The following is a 25,726-nucleotide window of genomic DNA, read 5'->3' on the forward strand; positions in this document are numbered from 1 at the left end:
CGGTCCTACGGGGCGCTTCCCGGGACCCCGAGCCGCTCCAGGACCCCCTCCGCCTCCGCCATCACCCGCTCCACCAGCTCCGCGCACGTCGGCAGGTCGTCGATGACGCCGGCGACCTGCCCCGACGCCATCACCCCCACGTCCGTGCGGCCGTCCACCATCGCCGCCCTCAGCAGCACGGGCGTGTTCGCCGCCAGCAGCACCTGACTCCACGTCAGCTCCCGGCCGTGCCGCATCGCCAGCCCGTCCCGCACCATCTGCGGCCAGCTCATCCCCGACAGCGCCCGGAACGAGACGGCGTGCCGCAGCGCGCGGGCGAGCCCGCCGAGCCGCCCCGAGCGTTCGAGGCCGGCGACGAAGGGCGTGCGCAGCATCCGGTGGGGGAGGCCGTCGACCTTCGTCGTCACCACGACGTCCCGCACCGACGCCGCCAGGTACGCCGCCTTCACCGCGTCCGGCACCGTGCTGTCGGCGGTCAGCAGGAAGCGCGTGCCCATGGCGACGCCCGCCGCGCCGAGCGCCAGGGCCGCCACCAGACCGCGCCCGTCGCGGAAGCCGCCCGCCGCGATCACCGGAATGTCCACGGCGTCCACCACCTGCGGCAGCAGAACCGTCGTCGCGACCTCGCCCGTGTGACCGCCGCCCTCACCGCCCTGCACCACCACCGCGTCCGCGCCCCACGCCGCGACCTTCTCGGCGTGGCGCCGGGCGCCCACGGACGGCACGACGACCACCCCCGCGTCCTTGAGCCGGGCGATCAGCTCCCGGGACGGGGCCAGCGCGAACGACGCGACCGGCACCCGCTCCTCGATCAGGATGTCCACGCGCTCCCGGGCGTCGCCCGCGTCCGCCCGCAGGTTCACCCCGAAGGGCCGCCCGGTGCGGGAGCGCACCTTCCTGATCGCGGCCCTGAGCGCCTCCGGCGTCATCGTCGCCGAGCCCAGGATGCCGAGCGCGCCCGCCTCCGCCACGGCCGACACCAGCCGGGGGCCGGCGACCCAGCCCATGCCGGTCTGGACGAGCGGGTGCCGGACGCCCACCAGGCCGGTCAGGGCCGTCCTCACCCCCGTACCTCCCCGGCCCGCAGCCCGTCCGGATCGATGACCTCCCGGATCAGCCGCAGCTCCTCCGCCGTCGGCCGCCGGGTGCGCGGCACGCCGGCAGGAACCTCCAGAGGGAAACCGGTGGCCGCCCTGAGCTCCTCCGCGGTGACGCCCGGATGCAGCGAGCGGACCCGCATCGTGCGGCCGGGCGTCTCGAAGTCCAGCACGGCCAGGTCGGTGACCACGCGCCGGATGCGGTGGAAGCGCGTCGCCGACGGCCCCGCCGCGGCCGCCCGGTCGTAGCCGACGCCGCTGACCATGTCGGCCTTCTCCACGAACACGCGCGGCGAATGCCGGGGGACCCAGTAACTGACCGGGTTGTTCAGCGTGTTGGCCGGTGCCCCGCGGACGCCCAGGAGCTGCCGGTCGGGCCGCCGCCAGTCGCCGATGCAGGAGATGTTCTGGTTGCCGTGCCGGTCGAGCTGGGCCGCGCCCATCATCACGTGCCGCCGGCCGCCCGCCACCAGCGCCAGGTGCCGGCGGTACGGCAGCCAGCCCTCCACCGTCCGGGCCTTCGCGCCCAGCGCGGGCACGTCCGCGACCAGCAGCGCCTCCCCGTCCGTGAGCAGCAGGTCCGGGGCGAAGGTGAGCCGGGCGAGCCGCGCCCCGATCACCGGGACCACCCCCATCGGGGCGGCCAGGATCTCCCCGTCCCCGCGCCACGCCTCCGCGCACGCCACGACGCACACCTCGGCCCGCCCGGCGCTCACGCCGCACCCCGTGCGAAGTCGGCGACCGCGGCGCGGTAGGCGTCCTCGTCCCCGGACAGGAAGCGGGCGGTGAACTCCCGCCAGGCCGCCGGGTCGGCCGCGGCCGCCGCGTACGCGGCCTGGAACGCCTCGTCGCGGTCGTAGTCCGGCACGCAGGAGGTGAAGTGCGCCCCGCCCGGCGCCTCGACGACGCCGTTGACGCAGTGCCGCTGGACCAGGAGCGTCTGCGGCGAGGCGTTCCTGGTGAACTCGGCGCTGCCGATCACGCGCTCGCAGGAGACGTACGCCTCGCGCGCCGCCTCGCAGAACAGGTCGTCGAAGTACGGGTCCGGGCCGAGGTACTGGGCGTTGCCGCGCGCGTCCGCCCGGTTGAGGTGCACGAGGGCCGCGTCCAGGGTGAGCGCCGGCACGGCGACGAGCTCCTCGCCGTCCCCGTAGGGGGACGTCACGGTGCGCAGGAACGGGTTGACGGTCATGACGTCCGAGCCGAGGCCGGCGCGTACGGGCAGGAACGGCAGCCGGTGCGCGGCGGCCGTCAGCCCCCACATGAACATCGCCTCGTCCAGCTCGACCAGTTCGATGTCGCCGCGCTGCCGGGCGGCCCGGAAGTGCGGTTCGAGCGGGATCGAGTCGAGCGTCGCGAAGGCGGCGACGAGCTTGCGGACCCGGCCCGCGGCCACCAGCAGGCCGACGTCCGGGCCGCCGTAGGAGACCACGGTGAGGTCGCGGACGTCCGAGCGCAGCAGGGCGCGGACGAGGGCCATGGGCTTGCGCCGGGAGCCCCAGCCGCCGATGCCGAGGGTCATGCCGCTCTCCAGGCGCGCCACGGCCTCGTCCGCGGTCATCGTCTTGTCCGCGGTCCGGTTCGTGTTGTCCGCGGTCCGGTTCGTGGTCCGGTTCTCGGTCCGGTTCGTGGTCCTGCCCGTGGTCCTGTCCGCGGGTGCCGTCCTGTCCTCGCCGCCGGTCACGGGGCCTCCCTCTCCCTGTCCTGTTGCCCGAAGGCCGCACGGAGGCGGTCACCGACGCCGCACAGGCCCGCCTCGAAGGTGAAGCCCTGTTCGTAGCGGTAGCTGCGGCGCACGTCGACCGGGTCGATGCCGTTGAGTGCGGCCTTCGCCAGGCGCAGCAGCGAGCCGTCCTTGGCGGCGATCTCCCGGGCCAGCTCCAGGGCCGCCGCCCGGAGCCCGGCGCGCGGCACGACGCGCCACACGGACCCGTGCCGGTGCAGCTCCTGCGCGGTGACCGTGCGCGAGGTGAAGTAGAGGGTGCGCATGAGGTGCTGCGGGACGAGGCGGGCCAGGTGCGTCGCGGCGCCGAGCGCACCGCGGTCCAGTTCGGGCAGGCCGAACGTGGCGTCGTCCGAGGCGACGACGGCGTCCGCGTTGCCCGCCAGGCCGACCCCGCCGCCCAGGCAGAAGCCGTGCACGGCGGCGATCACCGGCACCTGGCAGTCGTAGACCGCCGAGAACGCCGCCGCACAGCCGTGGTTGGCGCCGATCAGGGCCTCGTGGCCGGGGGAGCGCCGGATCTCCTTGAGGTCCACACCGGCGTTGAAGCCGCGCCCGGCGGCGGCCAGCACGACACAGCGGACCGCGGGGTCGGCGCCGGCCGCGGCGACCGCCTCCGCCAGGTCGTACCAGCCGCGCACGGGCAGGGCGTTGACGGGCGGGAAGTCCACGGTGACGACGGCGACGGCCGGTTCGGGGCGTGAGGTGGAGACACTCATCGGAGGATCCGCTACCTTTCCACCAAACGTTTGTTAGGTGCTCTCGCTGTTCGAAGGTAGCAGCGGACGACCCGCCGTGGGAGGTGGCGCCGTGCCGGCAGGCAAGGAGTCGCGCACCGTCGTCGTCACCGGAGGCACGCGCGGCGTGGGCGCCGGGATCGCGCGCGCCTTCCTGCGCACCGGCGCACGCGTCGTCGTCTGCGCCCGCCGGCCGCCGGACCGGCCCGTCACCGCCGCCGGCCGCACCGCCCGCTACGTACCGGTGGATCTGCGCGAACAAGCCGCCGTCAGCGAGCTCTTCGCGCGGGTGGCCGAGGAGTACGGGCGGCTCGACGTCCTCGTGAACAACGCGGGCGGCACGCCCTTCCGGCCGCTCGGCGCGGCGGACGCGGACCGGCACGCCCGGGTCATCGCCCTGAACCTCCTCGCCCCGCTGACGGCGTCCCTCGCCGCGTACCCCCTGATGCGCGAGCAGCCCGGCGGCGGCTGCATCCTGATGACCGGCAGCGTGAGCGGCACCCGGCCCTCGCCCGGCACCGCCGCCTACGGGGCGGCCAAGGCCGGGCTGCACAGCCTCGCGCGCACCATGGCCGTCGAATGGGCGCCCGCCGTCCGCGTCAACACCCTCGTCCCCGGCATGGTGCGCACCGAGTCCGCGCACCTCCACTACGGGGACGCCGTCGGGCTCACCGCCGTCGCCCGCACCGTGCCCGCCGGACGGCTCGCCGAGCCCGACGAGATCGGCGCCGCGGCCGTCTTCCTCGCCTCCGCCGACGCCGCCCACATCACCGGGGCCGAACTGCTCGTCCACGGCGGCGGCGAGCGCCCGGCCTACCTCGCCGCCGCCACCGCCAACCACGAGGAGCCGCCCGCATGACCGGAATCTGCACCGGGCGCGTCGCCGCCGTCACCGGAGCCGGACGCGGCCTCGGCCGGGCCCACGCCCTCGCCTTCGCGGCGGAGGGCGCGCGTGTCGTCGTGAACGAACTGGAAGGGGAATCGGCCGGCGAAGCGCGGCGCGTCGCCGCCGAGATCCGTGCCCGGGGCGGCGAAGCCGTCGTGCACGGCGGCGATGTCTCCACGGACGCGGGCGCCGCCTCCCTCCTCGCCACGGCCCTCGACGCCTACGGGCGGCTCGACACGCTCGTCAACAACGCCGGCATCCTGCGCGACCGGATGCTCGTCAACCTCGGCGAGGACGACTGGGACGCCGTCGTCGGCGTCCACCTCAAGGGCCACTTCCTGCCGCTCCGGCACGCCGCCGCGCACTGGCGGGCCGAGCACAAGGCCGGGCGGACGCCGCAGGCGCGCGTCGTCAACACCACGTCGGGGGCCGGGCTGCTCGGCAGCGTCGGCCAGGCCAACTACGCCGCCGCGAAGGCGGGCGTCGTCGCCCTCACCCTCGTCGCCGCCGCCGAACTCGCCCGCTACGGCGTCCAGGTCAATGCCGTCGCGCCCGCCGCGCGCACGCGGATGACCGAGCGGACGTTCGCCGACGCGATGGCCGCCCCCGCCACCGGTTTCGACGCCATGGCCCCCGCCAACGTCTCCCCGCTCGTCGTCTGGCTCGGCTCGGCCCGCTCGTCCGGCGTCACGGGACGGGTCTTCGCGGCGGAAGCGGGCCGCATCACCCTCATGGAGGGCTGGCACCCCGGCCCGGTCACCGACAAGGGCGACCGCTGGACCCCGGCGGAAGCAGGAGAAGCGGCCCGGGCCCTCCTGGCGAGCGCACGGCAGCCGGGACGGGTGTACGGGGCGGGGTGACGGGGGCCTTGGCCGGGGCAGCCGGGCACCGCCGGGCATGACCCGCGCCCCCACGGAAAACCCGGCCCGGTGCGAACCGGCCGCCCGTCAGGACACCACGTCCTTGCCCCGGAAGTGCCGGAACGCCAGGGCGAACAACACCATCGCGTACGCCACCGACACCGCCGTCCCCTTCACCATCCCGCCCCACTCCATCCGCGGCTGCAACGCGTCCGCCCACGCGAACTGCCAGTGCGCCGGCAGGAAGTCCCGCCAGTGGCCCAGCGCCGTCACCGCGTCCAGGACGTTCCCCACGATCGTCAGGCCGACCGCGCCGCCCACCGCCCCCAGCGGCGCGTCCGTGACCGTCGACAGCCAGAACGCCAGCCCCGCCGTCACCAGCTGCCCCACGAAGACGAAGGCGACGACGATCGCGAGCCGGCCCACGGCGGTGGTGCCCGGCAGGGAGCCGCCCGCCGGGAGGCGGAGCGGCCCCCAGCCGTACGCGGCCGTGCCCGCGGCGAGGGCGACCACCGGCAGCAGCACCATCGCCGCCGCGCTGAACGCGAGCGCCACCGTCAGCTTGCTGAGGAGGAGCCGCGTCCGCGGCACCGGCGCCGCCAGCAGGTAGCGCAGGGAGGACCAGCCGGCCTCGGACGCCACCGTGTCGCCGCAGAACAGCGCGACCGGAATGACCAGCAGGAAGCCCGCCGAGACGAACACGCACGTCGCCGTGAAGTTCACCCCGGACGCCGTGGCGGTGTCGATGAGCGTGACCCGCCCGTCGCGCCCGCTCGGCTGCCCTCCGATCGCGAACGCCGCGATCAGGACGAACGGCAGCACGGCGAGCACCGCCCCGACCACCATCGTCCGGCGCCGCCGCAGCTGCCGCATCGCCTCGACGCGCAGGGGCAGGGTGTGCCGCGCCCGGTAGCCGGGAGCGGACTCGCCGGTGTTCACCACTGCGCTCACGACGGGCCTCCGATCAGGGTCAGGAACGCGTCCTCCAGACGGCGGTGCGGACCCACCCGCGCCACCGGGATCTCCAGCCGGACCAGCTCGGCCAGCAGCTGCGGCGCAGTCGCACCGTCCAGCCGCACCAGCAGGCCCTCCTCGGCCCGTACGGCCGAGGCCACCCCCGGCAGCGCGGCCACCTTCTCCGCCGTCACCTCCGTGACCTCGCCCTCGACGCCCACGAGCAGCGTGTCGCCCGAGCCGACGATGTCTCCGACGCGGCCGGCGGTCACCAGGCGCCCGCGGTCCATGACGACGAGGTGGGTGCAGGACTGCTCGACCTCGGACAGGAGGTGGCTGGAGACGATGACCGTGCGCCCGGCGGCCGCGTAACGGATCATCACCTCGCGCATCTCGCGGATCTGCGGCGGGTCGAGCCCGTTCGTCGGCTCGTCCAGGATCAGCAGGTCCGGCAGCCCCAGCATGGCCTGGGCGATCGCGAGCCGCTGCCGCATGCCCTGCGAATACGTCCGCACGGCGCGCTCCAGGGCCGGGCCGAGCCCGGCGATCTCCAGGGCCTCGTCGAGGTGCGCGTCCTCGGCCGGCCGGCCCGTGGCCCGCCAGTACAGGTCGAGGTTGGCGCGCCCGGACAGGTGCGGCAGGAAGCCCGCGCCCTCCACGAACGCCCCCACCCGCGACAGCACCGGCGCACCCGGCCGCACCGCCTGCCCGAAGACCCGGATCTCACCGGCGTCCGGGCGGATGAGCCCCATGAGCATGCGCAGGGTGGTGGTCTTGCCGGCGCCGTTCGGCCCCAGCAGCCCCAGGACCTGCCCGCGCTCGACCCGGAACGACAGGTCGCGCACGGCGTACCGGTCGGCCGACTTGGCGTACCGCTTGCTCAGGCCGGTGATCTGCAGCGGCACTCCGGCGAGCTCCGGATCCGGGGCCGGGGCGGTCACCCGGCGGCGCCCGGTCAGCAGCACGGCGGCCGCGACGACCGCACCGCCCAGCGGGAGCCCCCACGTCCACCACGGCAGGGCGGACGAAGCCGTCCGCACGTCCGGCGCGGTGGGCACGCTCAGCCCGCCCTCCAGGGAAACGCCGTACGTGGCGGGCGCGGCCGGCGAGGCGTAGGCCAGGTCGGTCGCGGCGAGGACGAACCGCATCCGGTGCCCCGCCTCGAAGGTGTGGTCGACGGCCGGAAGCCGCAGCTCCACCGTCCGGCCGTCCTTGGCGTCCGTCACGCGCACCGGCGCGACGAGCTGTGCGGGCAGCACCTGCTGCCCGTTCGGGCCGACGTCGTAGACCTTGGCGAACAGCACGGCGTCACCCGTCGCGGAGTCCGCCTTGACGTTCACCTTCACCGTCGGCGTCCCCGTCACCCGGATCCCCTCGCTCAGGGGCGCCGACTCGAACCGGGCGTGCTGCCCGGGGAAGTCGAGGGAGAACCCCAGGCCGAGGCCGGACAGCTGCGACGCCGCGCCCCCGATCCCGGGCACGGCGGAGATCGCCGGCGGTGCCGCCCCCGGCGGGTTGGCGAAGGACTGCCGGCGCCCGGACAGCCCGATCGTCCGCACGTCGTTCCGCAGGCCCGGATAGCTGTCGCTGCTCGCGCCGCGCAACTGCGCCTTGCCGTCGGTGGTGTCGATGCCGCCCGTCCGGCTGATGCGGAAGGCGGGACCGGTGTCCGCGCTCTCGTCGCCCTTGAGGTAGCGGTCGAACCACGCGCGCGTGCGCAGCGCCGTCCGGTCGGTCTCCCCGAAGCCGGAATCGTGGCCTCCCGCCATCCAGTCGACGGCGACGGGCGCGCCGTTGCGGCCGATCGCCCCGGCCGCCGCGTCCGCGTGGTCCAGGGGGAAGAGCGAGTCGGTCTGGCCCTGGAAGAACAGGGTCGGCACCTTGATGCGGCCGGCGACCGCGGAGGGGCTGCGGCGCTCCAGCAGCTCCCGGGCCTCCGCGTCCGGCTTGCCGGCCACGGCCACCCGCTCGTACATCTCGCACAGCTGCTTCTCGAACTGCCCGCAGCCGGGGGCCGGGGAGGGGGCGTCCGGCGCGCTGCGCGGGCCCGTACCGGCCTTGCCGTCCGCACCGGTTTTGCTCCCCGCAGCGGGTGGCGGGGGCCCCGCCGAACCGGAGGTGAAGAAGATCCCCGACCAGAGTTTCTTGAACACCCCTCCGGGGAAGAGCGCGTCGGCGAGGTTCCAGTAGGTGACCTGCGGGGCGATCGCGTCGACGCGCTTGTCGTGACCGGCCGCGAGCAGGGCGATCGCGCCGCCGTAGGAGCCGCCCGCAATGCCGACCCTGGGGTCCTTGTCGCCGTCCAGCTCCACTTCGGGACGCGCGGCGAGCCAGTCCAGCATGCGGCTCACGTCGGCGACCTCGTGGTCGGGGTCGTTGAGCCCGATCCGGCCGGTGGAGCGCCCGAAGCCGCGCGCGGACCACGTGAGCACCGCGTAGCCGGAGCGCGCCAGGTCCTCGGCGTGCTCGCGCAGCTCGTCCTTGCTGCCGCCGAAGCCGTGCGCGAGCAGCACGGCCGGCCTGCGGCCCGCACCGCCCGCGGTGAAGAACGACGTGTCGATGCGTACGGAGCCGCTGCTGCCGGGCCCCTCGGGCAGCGTCATGAAGCGGTCCTCGCGGTGCACGGGCGGATCGCCGCCCGTGCCGGAGGCCACGGCCCAGGTGCCGCCGCCCACGAGCACGACGGCCGCCACGACGGTGGCGGCGAGCCGTCGCCCGCGCAGGCGGGAGACACCCGGGCGGGAGGCATCCGGGCGGGAAACGCCCGGGCGGGACGCACGCAGCCGGGGAACACGCGGCCCGGAGGCGCGCGGCCGGGGAAAGCGCAGCTTCATGTCCGCATGCTAAGCGGAGACGTCGTCCGGCTGAGGGCCGGGCCGGTGCGGGCGTCGCAGCGAGGCCCGGAGAGGGTTCCGGGCCGGGCTCATTCCCCGGCCGCCTCCGTCTCGCTCGCCATGGCGGCCAGCTTGGTGACCGTGTTCCAGTTGCGCCCGGTGCCCGCCGTGCCCAGACGGCGCTCCGTCAGCACCTTCGTGAGCTTCGCGTCGCGGACGCCGTCCGCGTAGTACACGTAGAGCTCGCGCCCGGCCAGGACGAACTCCTCCGGCGCGTACGCCGCCGGATCCAGGCCGGCCACGGCGGCCGGATCGGCGGGCCCGGCCAGGAACGTCACGATGTACCGCGAGCGATGGACATCCCGTCCGGCGAACGGATCGGCGTCGACGACACGGCGCATGTCACCCGCATCGCGCACCATGCACGTCACCGCGAAGCCCAGCTCGCGCTCGATCGCCCGTTCCAGCTCCCGGGCCAGTTCGTCCGGGTCCGCCGCCGGATGGGTGAACACGGCGTTGCCGCTGTTGAGATGCGTACGGACCGAGCCGCACCCCATGCCGGAGAGCAGCTCCCGCAGGGTCTGCATCGGAACCCGCTTCTTACCGCCCACATTGATACCGCGCAGCAGCGCCACATACGTTGTCACACCCTCACCGTAATCTGATGGACATCACCGGCGGTGAGGGGGCGTTACGTGATGGGCAAGGCACGTGTGCGAGGGGCGTGGACGGTGCTCGCGCTGTTGCTGACGCTGCTGGGGACGCAGGTCCCCGGAGCCGCCGGCGCGGCACCCGCCCGCGCCGCGGACGGCCCGGCCCGGGTCGTCCGGGAAGTGCGGGCCGGCGAGCGGATGCTCGACGTGGCCGTCCGGTCGCCCGAGATCGACGGCCTGACCCGCACGCGGTGGGTGCGGCTGCTGCTCCCCGCCGGCTGGGACAGGAACGCGCAGCGCACCTGGCCCACCCTGTGGCTGCTGCACGGCGGCGGAGGGAACCACAAGGACTGGACCGCCAACACCCATGTCGAAGAGCTCACCGCCGCGCGCGACGTGATCGTCGTCATGCCGGAGACCAGCGGCTGCAGCAGCTACAGCGACTGGTGGAACTACGGCAAGGGCGGCGCCCCCGCCTGGGAGACCTACCTCCTGGACGAGCTCAGACCGCTCCTGGAGCGCACGTACCGGGCCGGTACGGACCGGGCGGCCGTCGCGGGCCTGTCCATGGGCGGGCAGGGCGCCCTGAAGTTCACCGCCGCACACCCGGGCATGTTCAAGGCGGCAGCCTCCTACAGCGGCGCCGCCGACCCCCTCTACAAGTCGCCCGACGGCGGCTTCAACGGCCCCGACGCGGTCAAGCTGGGCGGCCTCACCTGCCTCACGGACTGGAAGCGCCTGTGGGGCGAGCCCGGCTATCCCTTCGACACCACCGACCCGGCCGACGTGCGCCAGCGCGCCCTCTGGGAGCGCAACAGCCCCCTCCACCGGGCCGCCTCGCTCGCCGGCACCCCTCTCTACCTCTCCTACGGGAACGGCACCGACAGCGGCCCGGGCTGGAAGTGGGGCGATCCGCCGCCCTCCCCGGCCCGCTGCACCGACCCGGCCGCGCACGGCGGCGAAGCGGTCGAACGCGCGGTCTTCGGCATGAACCAGGAGCTCCGCGCCCGCCTCGCCGAGCTCCGCATCCCGGCCACGGTGTGCGCCTCGGAGGGCACGCACACGTGGCCGTACTGGGAGAGGGAGCTCGTCGCCTCCTTCCCGATGCTGATGGGCGCGATAGGGGCCTGAGCGTGCCCACCGCGATCCGGCGGCTGCGGGCCGTCCTCGGCTCGTCGGGCAGTTCCCCGAGCCCTTGACGGGGCGCGGCGAATCCACCGGGTTCAGCACGTCCGCTCAGTCGCGCCGCTCCAGCCTCAGCGTGAGGACCTGGAACGGCCGCAGCGCCAGCGGCACGGCGTCGCCGTCCGTCGCCGCCGCTGCCAGCGGCCGTTCCAGAAGGTCGCACACGGAGGCCGAGCCCAGCGGGAAGCCGGCCTCCAGACGCGCCCGGGCCCGCCCGCCCAGCGACTCGTACAGCCGGACGACGACGTCGCCGCTGCCGTCGTCCGCGAGCTTCAGCGCGCTGATGACGACCGCCTCGTTGCCGACCTGCGCCAGGGGCGGCACCACGGAACTCCCCGGGACCCGCCGCTCCGGCAGATTGATGCCGTAACCCTCGCGGACGGCGTCACCGATGGACGCGTTCGGCACCAGCGCGTACCGGAAGCGGTGCACCCCCTGATCCGTGCGCGGGTCCGGGAAGCGCGGCGCGCGCAGCAGGGAGAGCCGGACCGTGGTGGTCGTCCCCGTATCCTCCGGGCGGACCGTCCGCGTCACGTCGTAGCCGTACGTCGAATCGTTGACCAGCGCGACGCCCCAGCCCGGCTCCTCCACGTGGACGAACCGGTGCGCGCACGCCTCGAACTTGGCCGCGTCCCAGCTGGTGTTGGTGTGCGTGGCCCGGTACAGGTGGCCGAACTGGGTCTCGGCCGCCGCCCGGTCGGCGTGCACGTCCAGCGGGAACGCGGCCTTGAGGAACTTCTCCGTCTCGTGCCAGTCGACCTCCGTGACGAAGTCCAGCCGCCGTGCGCCCGCCGGGAGGGAGATCCGCTGCTCGACGCGCGACGACCCGAAGGCGCGCACGACCCGCACCGCCCCGTCGTCCGTCAGCTCCAGCGTCCCGGCGTCCGTCAGGTCCGTCACCGTGTTGCGGTAGAAGTGGTCGACGTCCCAGGCGTCCCACATGTTGGGGAAGTCCTGGTGCAGCTGCAGCAGGTTGGCCGCCGCCCCCGGAGCGACGGTCTCCCGGCCGGCCTCGAGGTCGTACACCGAGACCACCAGGCCCCGCGCGTCGACCTCGGCGCGCAGCACGCCGTTGCCAAGGACGAAGCCGCCTCCTTCGCGCGGCTCGGCCGTGGCCCGCTCGGGGCCGGAGCGGCCCGCGGGCCCGGCGGCGTGCGCGGGCGTCCCGCCGCGGCCGTGCGGCGCCGCGTTGAACACCACCGTGCCGCCCGCCGGCACATCACCCGCCAGCGCCGTCACCGCCTCCCCGATCAGGCCCTCCAGCTCGGCGGCGACCGCCGCGTACGTCTGCGCCGCCTCCCGGTGCACCCAGGCGATCGACGTGCCCGGCAGGATGTCGTGGAACTGGTGCAGCAGCACCGTCTTCCACAGCCGGTCCAGGGCCTCGTACGGATACGGCAGGCCCGTCCGCACCGCCGCCGTCGCCGACCACAGCTCCGCCTCGCGCAGCAGGTGCTCGCTGCGCCGGTTGCCCTGCTTGGTGCGGGCCTGGCTGGTCAGCGTCGCCCGGTGCAGCTCCAGATACAGCTCGCCCACCCACACGGGCGCCTGCGGGTACTCGGCGTGCGCCTTCTCGAAGAACGCCGACGGCTTCTCGAAGACCACGCGCGCCGAGCCCTCCAGATCCGCGAGCCGCTTCGCCCGCGCCAGCATCTCCCGCGTCGTGCCGCCGCCCCCGTCGCCCCACCCCGTCGGCGCGAGGGAACGCGTGGCACCGCCCTTCTCCTGGAAGTTGCGGACCGCGTGCGCGACCTCCCGGCCCGAGAGCTGCGCGTTGTACGTGTCGATCGGCGGGAAGTGCGTGAACACGCGGGTGCCGTCCAGGCCCTCCCACCAGAACGTGTGGTGCGGAAACTTGTTCGTCCGGCTCCACGAGATCTTCTGCGTCAGGAACCACTTGGCCCCCGCGAGCCGCACCAGCTGCGGTAGCGCGGCCGAGTAGCCGAACGAGTCCGGCAGCCACACCTCCTCCGTCTCGATCCCGAACTCCTCCAGGAAGAAGCGCTTGCCGTGCACGAACTGCCGGGCCAGCGCCTCCCCGCCCGGCATGTTCGTGTCCGACTCCACCCACATGCTCCCCACCGGCACGAAGCGGCCGTCAGCGACCGCCTTCTTCACCCGCGCGTACACCTCCGGGCGGTGCTCCTTGATCCAGGCGAACTGCTGCGCCTGCGACATGGCGTAGACGAACTCCGGCTCGTCCTCCAGCAGCGCGGTCATGTTGGCCGTGGTCCGGGCCACCTTCCGCACCGTCTCGCGCAGCGGCCACAGCCACGCCGAGTCGATGTGCGCGTGCCCGACCGCGCTGATCCGGTGCGCCGAGGCGTGCGCCGGCGCGGACAGCACGGCCGTGAGCCGCTCGCGCGCCTCGGCCGCCGTACCGCCGACGTCCTGGAGGTCGACCGCGTCCAGCGCCCGCTCGACCGCCCGCAGGATCTCCCAGCGGCGGGGATCGTCCGGGGACAGCTCCGTCATCAGCCCCTCCAGCACCTCCAGGTCCTGGACGAGCTCCCACACCGTCCGGTCGAAGACGGCCAGGTCCATGCGGGCCAGCCGGTAGCGCGGGGCGTCGTCCGCCGTCTCCCGGTCGCCGAGCTCGGTGGGGACGAAGGGGTGGTAGTCCAGGATCACCGGATTGGACGACGCCTCGACGTGCAGCAGCACCTCCTCGCCGCCCGCTGCCCGCTCGGCGACGCGGACCCACTGGTTGCGCGGGTTGAGGCCCTTCACCGGCGAGCCGTCGGGCCGGTAGACCAGGCCCTCGCACTGGAACCCCGGCATGTTCTCGTCGAACCCCAGGTCCAGCAGCGCCTCGACCGTGCGGCCCGCCCACTCCTGCGGCACCCTCCCCGCGACGGTGAACCAGCTCGTGCCCCACGGCGGGCCCCAGGCCGCGCCCGCCTCGATCGGCACGCCGCTGCCGGCGATCCCCTCGGCCACCGGGACGGGCTCGCCGGGCGCGTGCCACACGGTGACGGCCAGCGGCACCGACTCGGGGTACACGGCCGGCCGGATGCGCTCGTCCAGCACGCGCTTCAGCCGGGCTTCGGTGATGGTGCGGTCGTTGTGCATCAGGTCGGGTTCCTTACCGGGAAGTCGGACGTCCCGCCGGGGAGGCCGGACGTCTCACCAGGGGAAGCGGTGCCTCACCAGGGGAAGGCGAGGGAAGCGGGAGCGGATGCGGTGTACAGCTCGTCCACGGCGCGCACCTCGATCCGGGTGGCCGCCTCGCCGTCCGTACGACGCAGCGCCGGGACGTAATAGGCATGCCCGCAGGTGCCCCCGAGGAAGCGGAAGCGCCCGCCGGGCAGCACCTGGTGCAGCTCGTACTGGCGTACGGGGCGGGCACGGTGGCCGCTCCCGGCGGCGGCGCCCCAGGCCAGGCGCAGCTCGGCCGTCCCGCCGGGGCCCGTCCGCGACGCGGTGACGACCGGCGCCACGGGCCGGGCGGGCGCCGCCGGCACCGCGTCGCGCACCGCCAGCAGCCCCAGCCGCCAGCGCACCGCCCCGCCGTCCGGCGCCGTCAGCCGGATGCCGAGCGTCCGGATCGTCCGTCCGCGGCGGCCGCGCAGCTTCCGTCCGGCCCGCACGGTCGCCGTCGCCCAGCCGCGGCCCCCCGCGCGAAGGACGCCCGCCGGGAGGTACGCGACGCCGTCGTCCACGGCGACAGCCAGTTCGACGCGCACCGCGGCCGAACCGGGGTCCGTCCGGTGGGCGAGCTCCACGACCGTGGCGTCCGAGAGCGGCAGCCGCGCCGCGTACAGCTCGACCGTCGCCGGGGCACCGAGCCCGCCGTCGACCAGGAGGCTGCTGCCGCCCCGCCAGGCGTCGGCGAAGTCGAACCCGACGGCCGGCCGCGGCCCCGCCGTACGGACCACCCAGCGCCGGCCGGGCAGCCGGTCCTGCAGCCCCAGGTGGTTCCAGGCCGCCTCGCCGGTCCGCCGGCCCTTCTCGTACCAGCCCAGGCCGTGGCCGGTGTTGAACGTCGTCGCGAACGGCAGGGCGGTGAGGGTGGACCGGTCCGCGACGGACGCGGCCGGCGGCCGCCACGGCCCCGCCTCCGGCGCTGCGGGGTCCAGGGCCCGCCCCGACCAGAAGCGGTCGTCGCGCGCGTGGAAGGCGGCGGGGCCGCGGTCCCCGGCGGGCAGGCTCGTCCACGTCCACTCGGGCCGGTAGAAGCCGTACGAGGTGACGTGCGGGCCGGCCGCCGGAACGACGGCGTCCCAGTCCACGGGCGTGTCCCAGCCGCGCGCCTCGACGTCGATCCCGGCCCACAGGTCGTACGGGCTGCGCCCCAGCCCCCGCGCGACCCCGCCGGAGGAGACGAGGCCGGGCCGGTCCCAGCCGAAGTTGAGGAACATCGACCGGGAGGCCCGGAAGAACGGGGAGTTGCGGTCGTTCAGCTGGTTCTGCCAGGCGACGTCGCCCGAGATCGCCATCGCGTCGTACCAGGTGACGCGCAGGCCCTTCCCGCGCGCCCCGCCCTGCTCCTGCAGGTACGCCACGAAGTCGCGCATGTCCGCGCCGAGCCGGACGTCGCCGCCGCCGGTCTCGGCGTTGACGAACCAGCCGTCGAAGCCGTACGCCCCGGCCACCCGGATCAGCCGGTCGGCCAGCGGGAAGCCGCCGTCCGGGCCGCGCCGCACCAGGTCCCGCGTCCACTCCAGCCGCCCGCCGTACGCCGCCGGCGGCAGGAACACCGTGCCCAGCACGGGCACGCCGTTGCGGTGGGCCGCGTCCACGACGGGCGCGTTGGGCGCCAGGATCAGGCCCTCGCCGGAGGATCCGCCCCAGAAGACCAGCTCGTCGAGGTAGGCCCAGTGGGTCAGCGCGTAGAAGTCGGCGGTCGGCGCGCCCTGCGAGGGGTTACCGGAGGTGTGGGCGAAGGCGGCGAGCGCGCAGACCCGGGCCTGTCCGGCGCGGGCGGTGGCGTTGGGCGGCGGGGGAGCGAAGCGCGCGGCGAGCGGCACGGTCGCCCGGTTGAACGGCAGGTCGGCGTCCTTCTCCGGCTCCCACGCGCTGAGACTGCGCCAGACCACCCCGGGCTCCGGCGAGCCGCCCGGCAGGCTGTCGGGGAACCAGTAGGAGGCATACGGCTGGAGGGTGGGGGTGGGGGCGGTTGCAGGCGCAGGGGCGGCCGTGCTGTGCCCGGCGGGCAGGGCGACGGCGGCGAGGCCGGCGGCGAGGGCCGTCCGGCGGGTGATGTCCATGGTGGCTCCTCCACTGATCAGGCGTCAGTCCGACCACTTGACAAGTCGTCAACGGCGACGACTTCGGCGATGCCCCGCGCAGCCAGATGCGCCGCATCTCCGGCCCGCCGGGCCAGCACCACGGCCGGCCGCCCCCCGCGGGAGGCGCCCCGCATCCACGCCTCGAAGAACGCCCCGCCCGGCGCGCACACGGCTCGCCCCGGCGCGGTCTCGTCGTCACCCGCGTCCAGCACGAGCGCGGTGCGCCGTGGCGCGGGGGGCCCGGCGTGGCGGTGTTCGCGGGCGAGGCGCGCGAAGACCTCCCCGGCGGGTTTGACCTTGCGGTCGTTGGTGAGCAGCCCCAGCCCGTACTCCAGCTCCGGGAAGTCCGCGAGCCCGCGGTCGACGTCGTGGGAGCACCACCAGGTGATGCCCCAGAGGTCCGGGCAGTCCAGGGCGTTGCGGACGGTCGCTTCCGTGAAGGCCGCGGCGCGGGCGGGCGGGACGTGCGGGGCGGGCGCGCCGGTCTCCTGCAGCCAGACGGGGCGCGCCGGGTCGTCCGCCCAGGCCTTGGAGAGCTCGACGAGGTAGGCGGCGAGGTGTTCGGTCGCGCCGCCGGGCCCGTGCCGCTGTGCGGTGCCGTTGAACACCCAGGCGTGTACGGCGGTCATGGCCCCCAGCCGGGCGGAGTGCGCCGGGGTGAAGGGGTGGGTGCCGTCGTGGAAGGCGGCGTCGTACGAGGCGTGCAGGTGGGTCCTGCCGGGTGCTCCCTCCTCGCACGCCGCGAGCATGCGGCGCAGCCAGCGGCCGGCCTGCCGGGGGCTGATGCGGTCCGGGTCGGGGTGGGGCGGTCCGGCGAACTGGTTGAACTCGTTGCCGACGGTCATGCCGAGGAAGTTGGGCCGCCCGGCGAGGGCGCCGGCGAGCTCGGTGAGGAGGCGGGCCTGGGCGTCGACGACGTCCGGGTCGGTGAAGAGGCTGCGGCGGTGCCAGGTCGTGGTCCAGGACGGCACGAAGTCGAAGCTGGACAGGTGCCCCTGCAGCCCGTCCACGTTGACGTCGAGCCCGCGTTCGCCGGCGGCGTCGACGAGGCTCACGAGCTGTTCGACGGCGCGCGGCCGGATCATGGTGCGGTTGGGCTGGAAGAGCGGCCAGAGGGGGAAGACACGGATGTGGTCGAGGCCGAGCGCCGCCACGGAGTCGAGGTCGGCGCGGACGTCGTCCAGGTCGAAGTCGAGCCAGTGATGGAACCAGCCGCGGGACGGGGTGTAGTTGACGCCGAAACGCATGGGGCGGGGGTGTCCCTTCTGTGGGTGTCGTGTCCCTGGTGCGGGTGCCGTGCCCCCGATGGGGTGTCAGCCCTTGACGGCGCCCTCTCCGACGCCGCGGAAGAAGTACCGCTGCAGGCATGCGAACAGCACGACGAGCGGGGCGACGGCGACGACCGTGCCGGCGGCGACCAGCCGCGGATCCTGCTGGAAGGTGCCGTGCAGGTAGTTCAGGCCGACAGTGAGCGTGAAGTTGCCCGGGTCGGACAGCACTATCAGCGGCCACAGGAAGTCGTCCCACGCCCCCATGAAGGAGAAGATCGCGACGACGGCGAGGGTGCCCCGTACGGACGGCAGCGCGATCCGGACGAACCGCTGCCACGCGTTCGCCCCGTCGATGACGGCCGCCTCCTCGGTCTCGTAGGGCAGGTTCGCGAAGGCGTTGCGCATCAGCAGGACGTTCAGCGCACCGACCGCGCCGGGCAGGACGACGGCGACCAGCGTGTTGTTGAGCTGCAGGTCGCGCATCATCGTGAACTGGGCGACGACGACGGACTCCAGAGGCACCAGCACCGCCGCCACGAAGGCCAGCCCGGCCGCCCGGCGCCCGCGGAACCGCAGCCGGGCGAGCGCGTAACCGGCCGCCGAAGCGCCCGCGAGGTTGGTGAGGACGCTCGCGGCGGCGACCTTGAGGGAGTTCAGCGCGTAGTCCCAGACGGGGATGACGTCCGCGACCGCGGCGTAGTTGTGCCCGGTGGGGTGGGCGGGCAGGAAGCGGGGCGGGGAGGTGTAGACGTCCTCGGTGGTGCTCTTGAGTGAGGTGGAGAGCTGCCAGAGGAACGGACCGACGGTCAGCGCCAGCAGCGCGAGGAGGAGGACGTAGCGCAGGACCTTCTCCCAGGGTGTGGTACGGCTCATCGCTGCCTCCGCCGCCTCCGCCGGCGGTCGGTGCGGTGATCGGCGCGGGGGTTGGCGCGGCTGTCGGTTCGGCGGTTCGCGCGCAGCACCAGCAGCATCAGCAGCAGGGCGACGGCGAAGACGACCAGGGAGAGTGCGGAGGAGTAGCCGACGCGGCCGTTGAGGCCCGTGCCGGTCCGCTGGACGAGCATGACGAGCGTGGTGTCCTGCCCGGCGGGCCCGCCGGTGGGCCCGGCCAGCAGATAGACCTCGGAGAAGACCTTGAAGGCGGCCACCGACGACAGGGCGCCGACCAGGACCATGGTCGGGCGCAGGGCGGGGACGGTGACGGCGGTGAAGCGGCGCAGCGCGCCCGCGCCGTCGACGGCCGCCGCCTCGTACAGCTCGCGGGGCACGTTCGCCAGCCCCGCCAGGTAGATGATCATGTAGTAGCCGAGGCCCTTCCAGACCGTCAGGGCCATCGCGCTGAACAGCAGCAGCCACTCGTCGCCGAGGAAGGCCACGGGGCCTGTCCCCAGGGCGTGCAGGATGCCGTTGACCAGGCCGCGGTCGTCGAGCATCCACTCCCAGATCAGGGCCACCACGACGGTGGAGGCCACGACGGGCGTGTAGAACGCGGACCGGAAGAACGCGACGCCCGGGACCTGCTTCTGCACCAGCAGCGCGAGCAGCAGCGGCAGCAGCACGGTGCAGGGGACGACGAGGACGACGTAGAGGCCGCTGTTGCGCAGCGCCACCCAGAACTGCTCGTCGTGCAGCATGTCCCGGAAGTTGCGCAGTCCCACCCAGCCGCCGGGCGTGAGGGTGCGGGCGTCGGTGAACGCTTTGTGGAGGGTGGTGAGGAAGGGGTAGAGGCTGAAGGCAGCGACGGTGCCGAGGCCGGGCAGGAGGAAGAGCCAGGGAGTGGCGGCCCGGTGCGTACGTGCACCGGTACGCGTACGCGCATGAGCACGAAGGAATCTCACGGTCGTCAGCTCTGCTTGAGCAGCTTGTTGCTCTGCGCGACCGCGTCGTCCAGGGCCTCCCGGGGTGATTTCTTTCCCTGGAGGGCCTTGGCGACCTCGTTCTTGAGGACGGTCTTCATCTCTTCGCTGAGGACGACCGGTGTGTAATTGACCGCGCCCTTGAGCATTCTCGCGGAGGCCACCCGCACGCGGCCCTCGTCGGTGCCGTCGTCCTTCGTCCAGTACGGGTCGTCGAGGGAGCCCTTGGTGCTGGGGAAGACGGCGACCTTGTGGGCGAACGCCTCCTGGTTCTTCCGGTCCGTCACGAAGTGGGCGAACGCGACGGCCGCGGCCTTGTGCTTGCTGCGGCTGCTGACCCCGAGGCCCATGACGTACATATTGGGCTTGCCGGTGTTGTTGGGGGCGTCGGTGATGCCGAGGTTCCGGTAGAGGGAGGGCGCGTTCTTCTTGAAGTTCTCCAGGTCGTGGGCGCTGCCCGGATTCATGGCGACCTTCTGTTCCAGGAACTTCTGACCCGTCTTGTCCGGGGTGTTGGTGAGCGACTGCGGATCGAGGCCGCCGCGGTCGTAGAGCTTCTTGTACTCGGTGAGCAGTTCCACGCCCTTCGGCTCGTTGTACGTGAACCGGGTGGCGTCGCCGTTCATCAGCTGCACGCCGTAGCGGCCGAAGTCCTCGACGGCGGGGGTGCCGCCGAGCGTCGCCGTCTTCCCGCCCGAGCGCTCCGCGATGGTGCGGGCCGCCGCGAACAGCTCGTCGTAGCTCTTCGGGGGCTTCTCCGGGTCGAGGCCGGCCTGCCGGAAGAGGGCCTTGTTGTAGAACAGCGGACCGGTGTTGAGGTACCAGGGGAAGGAGTACGAGCCGTCCAGGCCCGGCAGTACATTGCCCTGCCACGCTTCGGGGGTGTATTCGCCCTTGAAGCGCGCGGCGGCCGGCTCCTTGTCGAGGTTCATCAGCAGGCCGGCCCTGGCCAGGGGAAAGGACAGGTCCGGTGAGACGTTGACGACGTCAGGGAGGGTACCGGCCGCGGCGTCCGCGCTGAGTTTGTCCGCGTAGTTGTCGGCGGGCTGGTCGAGCCATTTGACGCGGACGCCCGGGGTGGCCCTCTCGAATTCCGCCACCAGGCCGGTGAAGTAGTCCTTGAAATTGCTGCGCAGATTCCAGGTCTGGAAGGTGATGTCCCCCTCCGGTTTGCCGTCCGCACCGCCGCCCCCGGAGTCCGTGCCGCCCGAGCCGCAGGCGGTCAGCGTGAGGGCGGACACGAGCAGCGGAACGGACACGGCGACGGCTCTGCGGCGTATCGGCATGGCCGGCGGACTCCTTCGGTCGGGGCCGGGAGGTGGCGGTCCAAAAGGTGCACCCGGAAGGGGAGTTAGTCAATACTTCCGTCAACTGCTAATGCGCTTTAGTGTGTTGGGGCGAGGGGAGGAGGCATGGCGAGGGGAGGCGGTATGCGCCGTACGCCGGCCCGCCGGCCGACGATCAAGGACATCGCGCGCCGCGCCGGCGTCTCGGAGAGCGCGGTCTCGTTCGCGCTCAACGGCCGCCCGGGGGTCTCCGCGGCCACGCGTGAGCGCGTGCGCCGGGTCGCCGAGCAGCTCGGCTGGCAGCCGAGCACCGCCGCCCGGGCCCTGTCCGGCGAGGGCGCGGCGACGGTGGGGCTCGTCCTGGCCCGGCCCGCCTGCACGCTGGGCGTCGAGTCGTTCTTCCTCCAGCTGGTGTCGGGCGTGCAGGAAGCCCTCGCCGCCCGCCGCTTCGGGCTGCTCTTCCAGGTCGTGGAGGACCCCGGCGCCGAGTGCGCCGTCTACCGCCGCTGGTGGGCCGAGCGCCGCGTGGACGGCCTGCTGGTCGTCGACCCGCGCACGGCCGACCCGCGCCCGGAGCTGCTCGCCGAACTCGGCCTGCCCGCCGTCGTCATCGGCGCTCCCGCCGCCACGGCCCCGCCCGGCGCGGCGATCTCCACGGTGTGGGCCGACGACGCCGGCGCGATGGCCTCCGTCGTGGCCCACCTCCACGCCCTGGGCCACCGCCGGGTCGTCCACATCGCCGGCCTCCCGGACCTGGCCCACACCCGCCGCCGCATCGACTCCCTGCGCACGGCGGCCGCCCGCCTGGGCCTTGCGGAGGCGAGGTCGGTGACCACGGACTACTCCGACGCCCAGGGCGCCGAGGCCACCCGCCGCGTTCTCGCCGACCCCGACCCGCCGACCGCGCTCGTCTACGACAACGACGTGATGGCCGTGGCGGGCCTGGCGGCGGCCGCGGAACGCGGCCTCTCGGTCCCCGGCGACCTGTCCGTGGTGGCGTGGGACGACTCGGCCCTCTGCCGCCACGCCCACCCCACCCTGACGGCCCTGACCCGCGACACGGCCGCCTTCGGCAGGCGCGCGGCGGAGTCCCTGCTCGCCCTCCTCGACGGCGGCCCCCCACTGAGCATCCAGGACGCACGCCCCCGCCTCACCCCCCGAGGCAGCACGGCCCCACCCTGAACGAAACCGCCCCAACCGGCGATTCAGGAGGCCTGAATTTCAGGAGACGTAGTCGCCCCACCCGAAGGTCGCGACGTACGCCCGCCGTGCGATCTCCCATCCGCGGCCGCCCCGGACGCACACCACGCCGAGCGCGAGGACGAACCACGCCGCCAGGGCCCCGCCCAGGACCAGGGCCCACCGCGGGCCGGACGCGAGCGCGCAGGCGCCGAGGAGGGCGACCGTGACGCCGAGCCCTATGTGCGCCCCGACGGTGTCCGTCCGGACCGCCTCCCGCATGATCCGCCGCTCCGCGGCCATGTCCCGGGCGTACCGCCCGTCGGGGGAGGAGGCGCCGTCGCCGGCCCCAGTGGTGATGTCAGTGCGTGTCATGGAGGCCTCAACATACCTCCGCCTCACCCCCGCCCCCGCTCCGGCCCTTTGCCTGTTGTTTAATGACGACTGTTAGTTGCAAGCAGTTCGCAAAAGCAAGAGATCTTGAGTAGAGGTGTGGGCATGACGGCCCGGTCCGTACGGGGAGTGGCCGCCACGGCCATGGCAGGCGTTCTCGCGGCAGGCGCGGTGGCCTGCTCGGCACCGGGCGGGGGCGACGGGGCCGGCAAGGGCGCCAAGGACTCCCTCGTCGTAGGGCTGGCCAACGAGCCCGAGACCCTCAGCCCGCTCCTCGGCTACGGCAAGGACGGCAACTCCAAGATCTTCGACGGGCTGCTCCGCCGCGACGCCGCGATGAAGCTGCAGCCCGCCCTCGCCGCCGAGCTGCCGAAGGTCACCGACGACGGCCGTACCTACACCTTCACGCTTCGCAAAGGCGTGAAGTTCAGCGACGGCAAGCCGTTCACCGCCCGGGACGTGGTCTTCACCTACCGCACCATCCTCGACGAGAAGACCAACAACGCCGCCAAGGGCGAGCTCGACGCCATCGACAAGGTCACCGCTGCCGGTGACGACACCGTCGTCTTCGCGCTCAAGTACCCCTACGCGCCCTTCGCCGAGCGCACCGTGCTGCCCGTCGTCCCCGAGCACGCCGCCAAGGGCCAGGACGTCAACTCCGGCTCCTTCAACACCGCTCCCATCGGCACCGGCCCGTACGTCCTGACCGGCTGGAGCAAGGGCGAGAAGCTGACCTTCAAGGCCAACCCCGGCTACTGGGGCGGCGAACCGAAGGTCAAGAAGCTCACCATGGCGATCATCAAGGACGACGACGTGCGCGCCACCCGGCTGCGCTCCGGCGACCTCGACGGCGCCATCCTGCCGCCCAACCTCGCCAAGGGCTTCAAGGGCGACAAGTCCAAGGTGACCGTCACCGCCCGGACCACCGACTTCCGCGGCGTGACCCTGCCCACCGCGAACAAGGTCACCGGCGACCTCGCCGTCCGCCGCGCCCTCGACCTCGCCGTCGACCGCAAGGCCATGGTCGGCAAGCTCCTCGAAGGCGCCGGCCGCGCCGGCTACGGACCCGTCCCCACCGACAGCGACTGGTTCGCCAAGGGCACCGAGCGCCCGTACGACCCCGGCAAGGCCGGCAAGCTGCTGGACGAGGCCGGCTGGAAGCCCGGCGGCGACGGCATCCGGGAGAAGGACGGACAGCGCGCCGGCTTCACCCTCTGGTTTCCCGCCGGTGACAAGCTCCGCGAGGAGCACGCCCTCGCCTTCGCCTCCGACGCCAAGAAGGCCGGCATCGAGGTCAAGGTGCAGAGCGGCACCTGGGAGGTCATCGAGCCGCGCATGAAGAACGACGCGGTCCTCGCCGGCGGCGGCAACCCCGCCGACCCCGACTTCGACCTCTACAACCTCCTGCACTCCTCCCTGGCCCTCAACGGCTTCAACAACATGGCCGCCTACGCCGACCCCGGCGTCGACCAGGCCCTCGAAGAAGGCCGGCGCAGCGGCGACAAGACGGCCCGCAAGGCCGCCTACGACAAGGTCCAGCGCGGCCTCGCCGACAACCCCGGCTACACCTTCCTCACCCACGTCGACCACCTCTACGTCATGAACGCCGGGTGGAAGGACATCACCACCCAGGTCGAGCCCCACGACCACGGCCTCGGCGCCGGCCCGTGGTGGAACGTCGAGGCCTGGCAGCCCGAGCAGTGACCGCCCAGGCCTCCCTGCCCTGGGGGCCGATGGCGCGCATGGCGGGACGGCGGCTGCTGGCCGCCGTCCCCGTCCTCGCCGCCGTCACCTTCGGGGTCTTCGCCCTCGCCGCCGCCTCACCCTTCGACCCGGCCAAGGCGTACGCCGGCAGCGCCGCGCTCGGCGCGCGCCAGGATGTCCTCGACCAGCTGCGCGACAACCTGGGCGCCGACCGGCCCTTCACCGCCCGCTGGTGGGACTGGCTGACCTCGGCCCTCACCGGCGACCTCGGCGTCTCCGCCTCGCTGCGCCAGCCCGTCGCCCAGGTCATCGGCGAACGCATCGGCTGGTCCCTGCTGCTGTGCGGCACCGCCTTCGCCCTGGCCGTCACCGCCGGTACGCTGCTCGGCGTCCTCGCGGCACGCCGCCGCGGCAGCCTCTTCGACCGGGCCGTGACCTTCCTGGCGTACGCGCTCGAAGCCGCCCCGCCGTTCTGGCTCGGCCTCCTCGCCATCTGGCTGTTCTCCCTCAAGCTCGGCGCCCTGCCCGCCGGCGGACTCACCGGCACCGGCAGCGACGTCGTCCTGCCCGGCCAGGTCGCCTCCCACGTCGTCCTGCCCGCGGCGGTGCTCGCCGTCTCACAGCTGCCCTGGTTCGTGCTGTACGTGCGGCAGGGCGTCGGCGACGCCCTCGCCGAGGACCCCGTGCGCGGCGCCCGCGCCCGCGGCCTGCGCGAGCGGACCGTCCTGCTCGGCCACGCCCTGCGCTCCGGCCTCCTGCCCGTCCTCACCCTCGTCGGCTCCCGCGTCCCCGAACTCATCACGGGCGCCCTGCTGGTGGAGACCGTCTTCAGCTGGCCCGGCATCGCCTCCGCGACCGTGGAGGCCGCGACCAAGGTCGACTTCCCGCTCCTCGCGGCCCTGACGGTGCTCGCCACGGCAGCGGTGCTGGTGGGGAACCTGCTGTCGGACCTGCTGTACGGGCTGGCGGACCCGAGGGTGGGCTTCGATGGGTGACACGCGTGGCGCGGGTGGCAACGCGCGCATGCGCGCCTCCGCCACCGTGACGGCGGCCGTCGTCCTCGCCGCCCTGGCCGTGCCGTTCGCCGTCCCCCTGGACGAACAGGCGGTCGACCTCGCCGCGAAGCTCCGGCCGCCCACCTGGGCGCACCCCTTCGGCACCGACGAGGTGGGCCGCGACCTGCTGCTGCGCAGCGTGTACGGGCTCCGCGTCTCCCTCTTCGTCGGCGTCGCCGCGGCGCTCGCCGCCACCGTGATCGGCACGGCCGTCGGTGCGGCGGCAGGCGCCCTCGGGGGCTGGACGGACCGCGTCCTGATGCGGGTCGTTGACCTCTTCTCCTCGGTGCCGCACCTGCTGCTCGGCATCTTCGTCGTCACCATGTTCCGCCCGGGCGTCTGGCCCGTGGTGGCCTCCGTGGTGGTCACGCACTGGCTGTCGACGGCGCGCATCGTACGGGCCGAGGTGCTGTCCCTGCGGTCGCGCCCGTACATCGACGCGGCGGTGTCCGGCGGCGCGTCGCGGTGGCGGGTGACCGTGCGCCACCTGCTCCCGGCCGTCCTGCCGCAGGCCGGGCTCGCGGCGGTGCTGATGATCCCGCACGCGATCTGGCACGAGTCCGCTCTCTCGTTCCTGGGCCTTGGCCTGCCCACGCACCAGGCGAGCCTCGGCAACATGGTCCAGAGCGCGCGGAGCTCCCTCCTCGCGGGCGACTGGTGGCCGACGCTCTTCCCCGGGCTGTTCATCATCGTCCCCACGCTGGCGGTGGCGGGCCTGGCGGGGGCGTGGCGGGAACGCCTCAACCCACGGCGCCGATCGGAGCTGACGCTGTGAGCCCTGCGCATTCCGTACAGCCTGCGGAGCACGTACAGCCTGCGGAG

General features: G+C 73.9%; 21 protein-coding genes. 7 read left to right on the forward strand and 14 right to left on the reverse strand.

Annotated features, from left to right (window positions below):
- Positions 1-5: 5 nt before the first annotated feature.
- The 4 genes from ACFZCD_RS20640 to ACFZCD_RS20655 form a co-directional block, all read right to left on the reverse strand.
- The gene (locus ACFZCD_RS20640; protein ID WP_391832826.1) at positions 6-1,064 is read right to left on the reverse strand and encodes an NAD(P)H-dependent flavin oxidoreductase; all 1,059 of its coding nucleotides are present in this window, start codon (positions 1,062-1,064) and stop codon (positions 6-8) included.
- On the reverse strand, positions 1,061-1,813 hold the full coding sequence (locus tag ACFZCD_RS20645; RefSeq protein WP_391832828.1) for a CoA-transferase subunit beta: 753 nt from the start codon (positions 1,811-1,813) through the stop codon (positions 1,061-1,063). The genes ACFZCD_RS20640 and ACFZCD_RS20645 overlap by 4 nt, the downstream gene beginning before the upstream one ends.
- Positions 1,810-2,658 carry a CoA transferase subunit A gene (locus tag ACFZCD_RS20650; RefSeq protein WP_391833122.1) on the reverse strand — a complete coding sequence of 283 codons (849 nt, stop codon included), beginning with the start codon at positions 2,656-2,658 and terminating at the stop codon, positions 1,810-1,812. The genes ACFZCD_RS20645 and ACFZCD_RS20650 overlap by 4 nt, the downstream gene beginning before the upstream one ends.
- Before the next feature lie 119 nt (positions 2,659-2,777).
- Positions 2,778-3,539 (reverse strand): enoyl-CoA hydratase family protein, encoded by a 762-nt coding sequence (locus ACFZCD_RS20655; RefSeq protein ID WP_391832830.1) that lies wholly within the window; start codon positions 3,537-3,539, stop codon positions 2,778-2,780.
- Between the two features lie 91 nt (positions 3,540-3,630).
- On the opposite strand from ACFZCD_RS20655, the gene ACFZCD_RS20660 reads away from it, so the two are divergent.
- Both ACFZCD_RS20660 and ACFZCD_RS20665 read left to right on the forward strand, forming a co-directional pair.
- Positions 3,631-4,416: an SDR family oxidoreductase gene (locus ACFZCD_RS20660; protein ID WP_391832832.1), complete on the forward strand. Its 786-nt coding sequence runs from the start codon at positions 3,631-3,633 to the stop codon at positions 4,414-4,416.
- On the forward strand, positions 4,413-5,303 hold the full coding sequence (locus tag ACFZCD_RS20665) for an SDR family oxidoreductase (protein ID WP_391832834.1): 891 nt from the start codon (positions 4,413-4,415) through the stop codon (positions 5,301-5,303). Before ACFZCD_RS20660 ends, ACFZCD_RS20665 begins: the two co-directional genes overlap by 4 nt.
- Before the next feature lie 87 nt (positions 5,304-5,390).
- On the opposite strand, the gene ACFZCD_RS20670 is transcribed toward ACFZCD_RS20665, so the two are convergent.
- The 3 genes from ACFZCD_RS20670 to ACFZCD_RS20680 all read right to left on the reverse strand — a co-directional run bounded on the left by ACFZCD_RS20670 (position 5,391) and on the right by ACFZCD_RS20680 (position 9,738).
- A complete protein-coding gene (locus ACFZCD_RS20670; protein ID WP_391832836.1) occupies positions 5,391-6,254 on the reverse strand; it encodes an ABC transporter permease in 864 nt (287 codons plus the stop codon).
- The gene (locus tag ACFZCD_RS20675; protein WP_391832838.1) at positions 6,251-9,091 is read right to left on the reverse strand and encodes an alpha/beta fold hydrolase; all 2,841 of its coding nucleotides are present in this window, start codon (positions 9,089-9,091) and stop codon (positions 6,251-6,253) included. Before ACFZCD_RS20675 ends, ACFZCD_RS20670 begins: the two co-directional genes overlap by 4 nt.
- 89 nt (positions 9,092-9,180) lie before the next feature.
- Positions 9,181-9,738 (reverse strand): DUF1697 domain-containing protein, encoded by a 558-nt coding sequence (locus ACFZCD_RS20680; protein ID WP_391832840.1) that lies wholly within the window; start codon positions 9,736-9,738, stop codon positions 9,181-9,183.
- A 51-nt stretch (positions 9,739-9,789) separates the two neighbouring features.
- Between ACFZCD_RS20680 and ACFZCD_RS20685 the strand changes: the two genes are divergently transcribed.
- Positions 9,790-10,875 carry an alpha/beta hydrolase gene (locus tag ACFZCD_RS20685; RefSeq protein WP_391832842.1) on the forward strand — a complete coding sequence of 362 codons (1,086 nt, stop codon included), beginning with the start codon at positions 9,790-9,792 and terminating at the stop codon, positions 10,873-10,875.
- Positions 10,876-10,980: 105 nt separating this feature from the next.
- Here ACFZCD_RS20685 and ACFZCD_RS20690 read toward each other — a convergent pair whose 3' ends face one another.
- The 6 genes from ACFZCD_RS20690 to ACFZCD_RS20715 all read right to left on the reverse strand — a co-directional run bounded on the left by ACFZCD_RS20690 (position 10,981) and on the right by ACFZCD_RS20715 (position 20,573).
- Entirely contained in the window at positions 10,981-14,001 is a 3,021-nt protein-coding gene (locus ACFZCD_RS20690; protein ID WP_391832844.1) for an alpha-mannosidase, read from the reverse strand.
- A gap of 74 nt (positions 14,002-14,075) precedes the next feature.
- Positions 14,076-16,139 (reverse strand): endo-beta-N-acetylglucosaminidase, encoded by a 2,064-nt coding sequence (locus ACFZCD_RS20695; protein ID WP_391832846.1) that lies wholly within the window; start codon positions 16,137-16,139, stop codon positions 14,076-14,078.
- 17 nt (positions 16,140-16,156) lie between these two features.
- Positions 16,157-17,407: a glycosyl hydrolase gene (locus tag ACFZCD_RS20700; RefSeq protein ID WP_391832848.1), complete on the reverse strand. Its 1,251-nt coding sequence runs from the start codon at positions 17,405-17,407 to the stop codon at positions 16,157-16,159.
- A 66-nt stretch (positions 17,408-17,473) separates the two neighbouring features.
- Positions 17,474-18,304 (reverse strand): carbohydrate ABC transporter permease, encoded by an 831-nt coding sequence (locus ACFZCD_RS20705; RefSeq protein WP_391832850.1) that lies wholly within the window; start codon positions 18,302-18,304, stop codon positions 17,474-17,476.
- Positions 18,301-19,269: a carbohydrate ABC transporter permease gene (locus ACFZCD_RS20710; RefSeq protein WP_391832852.1), complete on the reverse strand. Its 969-nt coding sequence runs from the start codon at positions 19,267-19,269 to the stop codon at positions 18,301-18,303. The genes ACFZCD_RS20705 and ACFZCD_RS20710 overlap by 4 nt, the downstream gene beginning before the upstream one ends.
- A gap of 5 nt (positions 19,270-19,274) precedes the next feature.
- Positions 19,275-20,573 carry an ABC transporter substrate-binding protein gene (locus ACFZCD_RS20715; protein WP_391832854.1) on the reverse strand — a complete coding sequence of 433 codons (1,299 nt, stop codon included), beginning with the start codon at positions 20,571-20,573 and terminating at the stop codon, positions 19,275-19,277.
- A gap of 144 nt (positions 20,574-20,717) precedes the next feature.
- Between ACFZCD_RS20715 and ACFZCD_RS20720 the strand changes: the two genes are divergently transcribed.
- The gene (locus tag ACFZCD_RS20720; protein WP_391832856.1) at positions 20,718-21,755 is read left to right on the forward strand and encodes a LacI family DNA-binding transcriptional regulator; all 1,038 of its coding nucleotides are present in this window, start codon (positions 20,718-20,720) and stop codon (positions 21,753-21,755) included.
- 39 nt (positions 21,756-21,794) lie between these two features.
- Here ACFZCD_RS20720 and ACFZCD_RS20725 read toward each other — a convergent pair whose 3' ends face one another.
- Positions 21,795-22,127, reverse strand: a complete 333-nt coding sequence (locus ACFZCD_RS20725; RefSeq protein ID WP_391832858.1) for a hypothetical protein — start codon at positions 22,125-22,127, stop codon at positions 21,795-21,797.
- A 123-nt stretch (positions 22,128-22,250) separates the two neighbouring features.
- On the opposite strand from ACFZCD_RS20725, the gene ACFZCD_RS20730 reads away from it, so the two are divergent.
- From ACFZCD_RS20730 to ACFZCD_RS20740, 3 genes are read left to right on the forward strand one after another with little or no spacing between them, the layout of a single operon-like run.
- Positions 22,251-23,849, forward strand: a complete 1,599-nt coding sequence (locus tag ACFZCD_RS20730) for an ABC transporter substrate-binding protein (RefSeq protein ID WP_391832860.1) — start codon at positions 22,251-22,253, stop codon at positions 23,847-23,849.
- A 38-nt stretch (positions 23,850-23,887) separates the two neighbouring features.
- Positions 23,888-24,844 carry an ABC transporter permease gene (locus tag ACFZCD_RS20735; RefSeq protein WP_391832862.1) on the forward strand — a complete coding sequence of 319 codons (957 nt, stop codon included), beginning with the start codon at positions 23,888-23,890 and terminating at the stop codon, positions 24,842-24,844.
- Complete coding sequence (locus ACFZCD_RS20740) at positions 24,837-25,679, forward strand: ABC transporter permease (RefSeq protein WP_391832864.1); 843 nt, start codon at positions 24,837-24,839, stop codon at positions 25,677-25,679. Before ACFZCD_RS20735 ends, ACFZCD_RS20740 begins: the two co-directional genes overlap by 8 nt.
- The last annotated feature ends 47 nt before the right edge of the window (positions 25,680-25,726 follow it).

The sequence above is a fragment of the Streptomyces sp. NPDC008001 genome, from assembly GCF_042958085.1.
GTDB lineage: Bacteria > Actinomycetota > Actinomycetes > Streptomycetales > Streptomycetaceae > Streptomyces.

Bases quoted from the DNA above. Each gene is read 5' to 3' on its own strand.
- ACFZCD_RS20650 (WP_391833122.1), bottom strand. From the start codon at position 2,658: ATGACCGCGGACGAGGCCGTGGCGCGCCTGGAGAGCGGCATGACCCTC.
- ACFZCD_RS20655 (WP_391832830.1), bottom strand. From the start codon at position 3,539: ATGAGTGTCTCCACCTCACGCCCCGAACCGGCCGTCGCCGTCGTCACC.
- ACFZCD_RS20665 (WP_391832834.1), top strand. From the start codon at position 4,413: ATGACCGGAATCTGCACCGGGCGCGTCGCCGCCGTCACCGGAGCCGGA.
- ACFZCD_RS20675 (WP_391832838.1), bottom strand. From the start codon at position 9,091: ATGAAGCTGCGCTTTCCCCGGCCGCGCGCCTCCGGGCCGCGTGTTCCC.
- ACFZCD_RS20685 (WP_391832842.1), top strand. From the start codon at position 9,790: ATGGGCAAGGCACGTGTGCGAGGGGCGTGGACGGTGCTCGCGCTGTTG.
- ACFZCD_RS20690 (WP_391832844.1), bottom strand. From the start codon at position 14,001: ATGCACAACGACCGCACCATCACCGAAGCCCGGCTGAAGCGCGTGCTG.
- ACFZCD_RS20695 (WP_391832846.1), bottom strand. From the start codon at position 16,139: ATGGACATCACCCGCCGGACGGCCCTCGCCGCCGGCCTCGCCGCCGTC.
- ACFZCD_RS20700 (WP_391832848.1), bottom strand. From the start codon at position 17,407: ATGCGTTTCGGCGTCAACTACACCCCGTCCCGCGGCTGGTTCCATCAC.
- ACFZCD_RS20705 (WP_391832850.1), bottom strand. From the start codon at position 18,304: ATGAGCCGTACCACACCCTGGGAGAAGGTCCTGCGCTACGTCCTCCTC.
- ACFZCD_RS20715 (WP_391832854.1), bottom strand. From the start codon at position 20,573: ATGCCGATACGCCGCAGAGCCGTCGCCGTGTCCGTTCCGCTGCTCGTG.
- ACFZCD_RS20720 (WP_391832856.1), top strand. From the start codon at position 20,718: ATGCGCCGTACGCCGGCCCGCCGGCCGACGATCAAGGACATCGCGCGC.
- ACFZCD_RS20725 (WP_391832858.1), bottom strand. From the start codon at position 22,127: ATGACACGCACTGACATCACCACTGGGGCCGGCGACGGCGCCTCCTCC.
- ACFZCD_RS20730 (WP_391832860.1), top strand. From the start codon at position 22,251: ATGACGGCCCGGTCCGTACGGGGAGTGGCCGCCACGGCCATGGCAGGC.
- ACFZCD_RS20735 (WP_391832862.1), top strand. From the start codon at position 23,888: ATGGCGGGACGGCGGCTGCTGGCCGCCGTCCCCGTCCTCGCCGCCGTC.
- ACFZCD_RS20740 (WP_391832864.1), top strand. From the start codon at position 24,837: ATGGGTGACACGCGTGGCGCGGGTGGCAACGCGCGCATGCGCGCCTCC.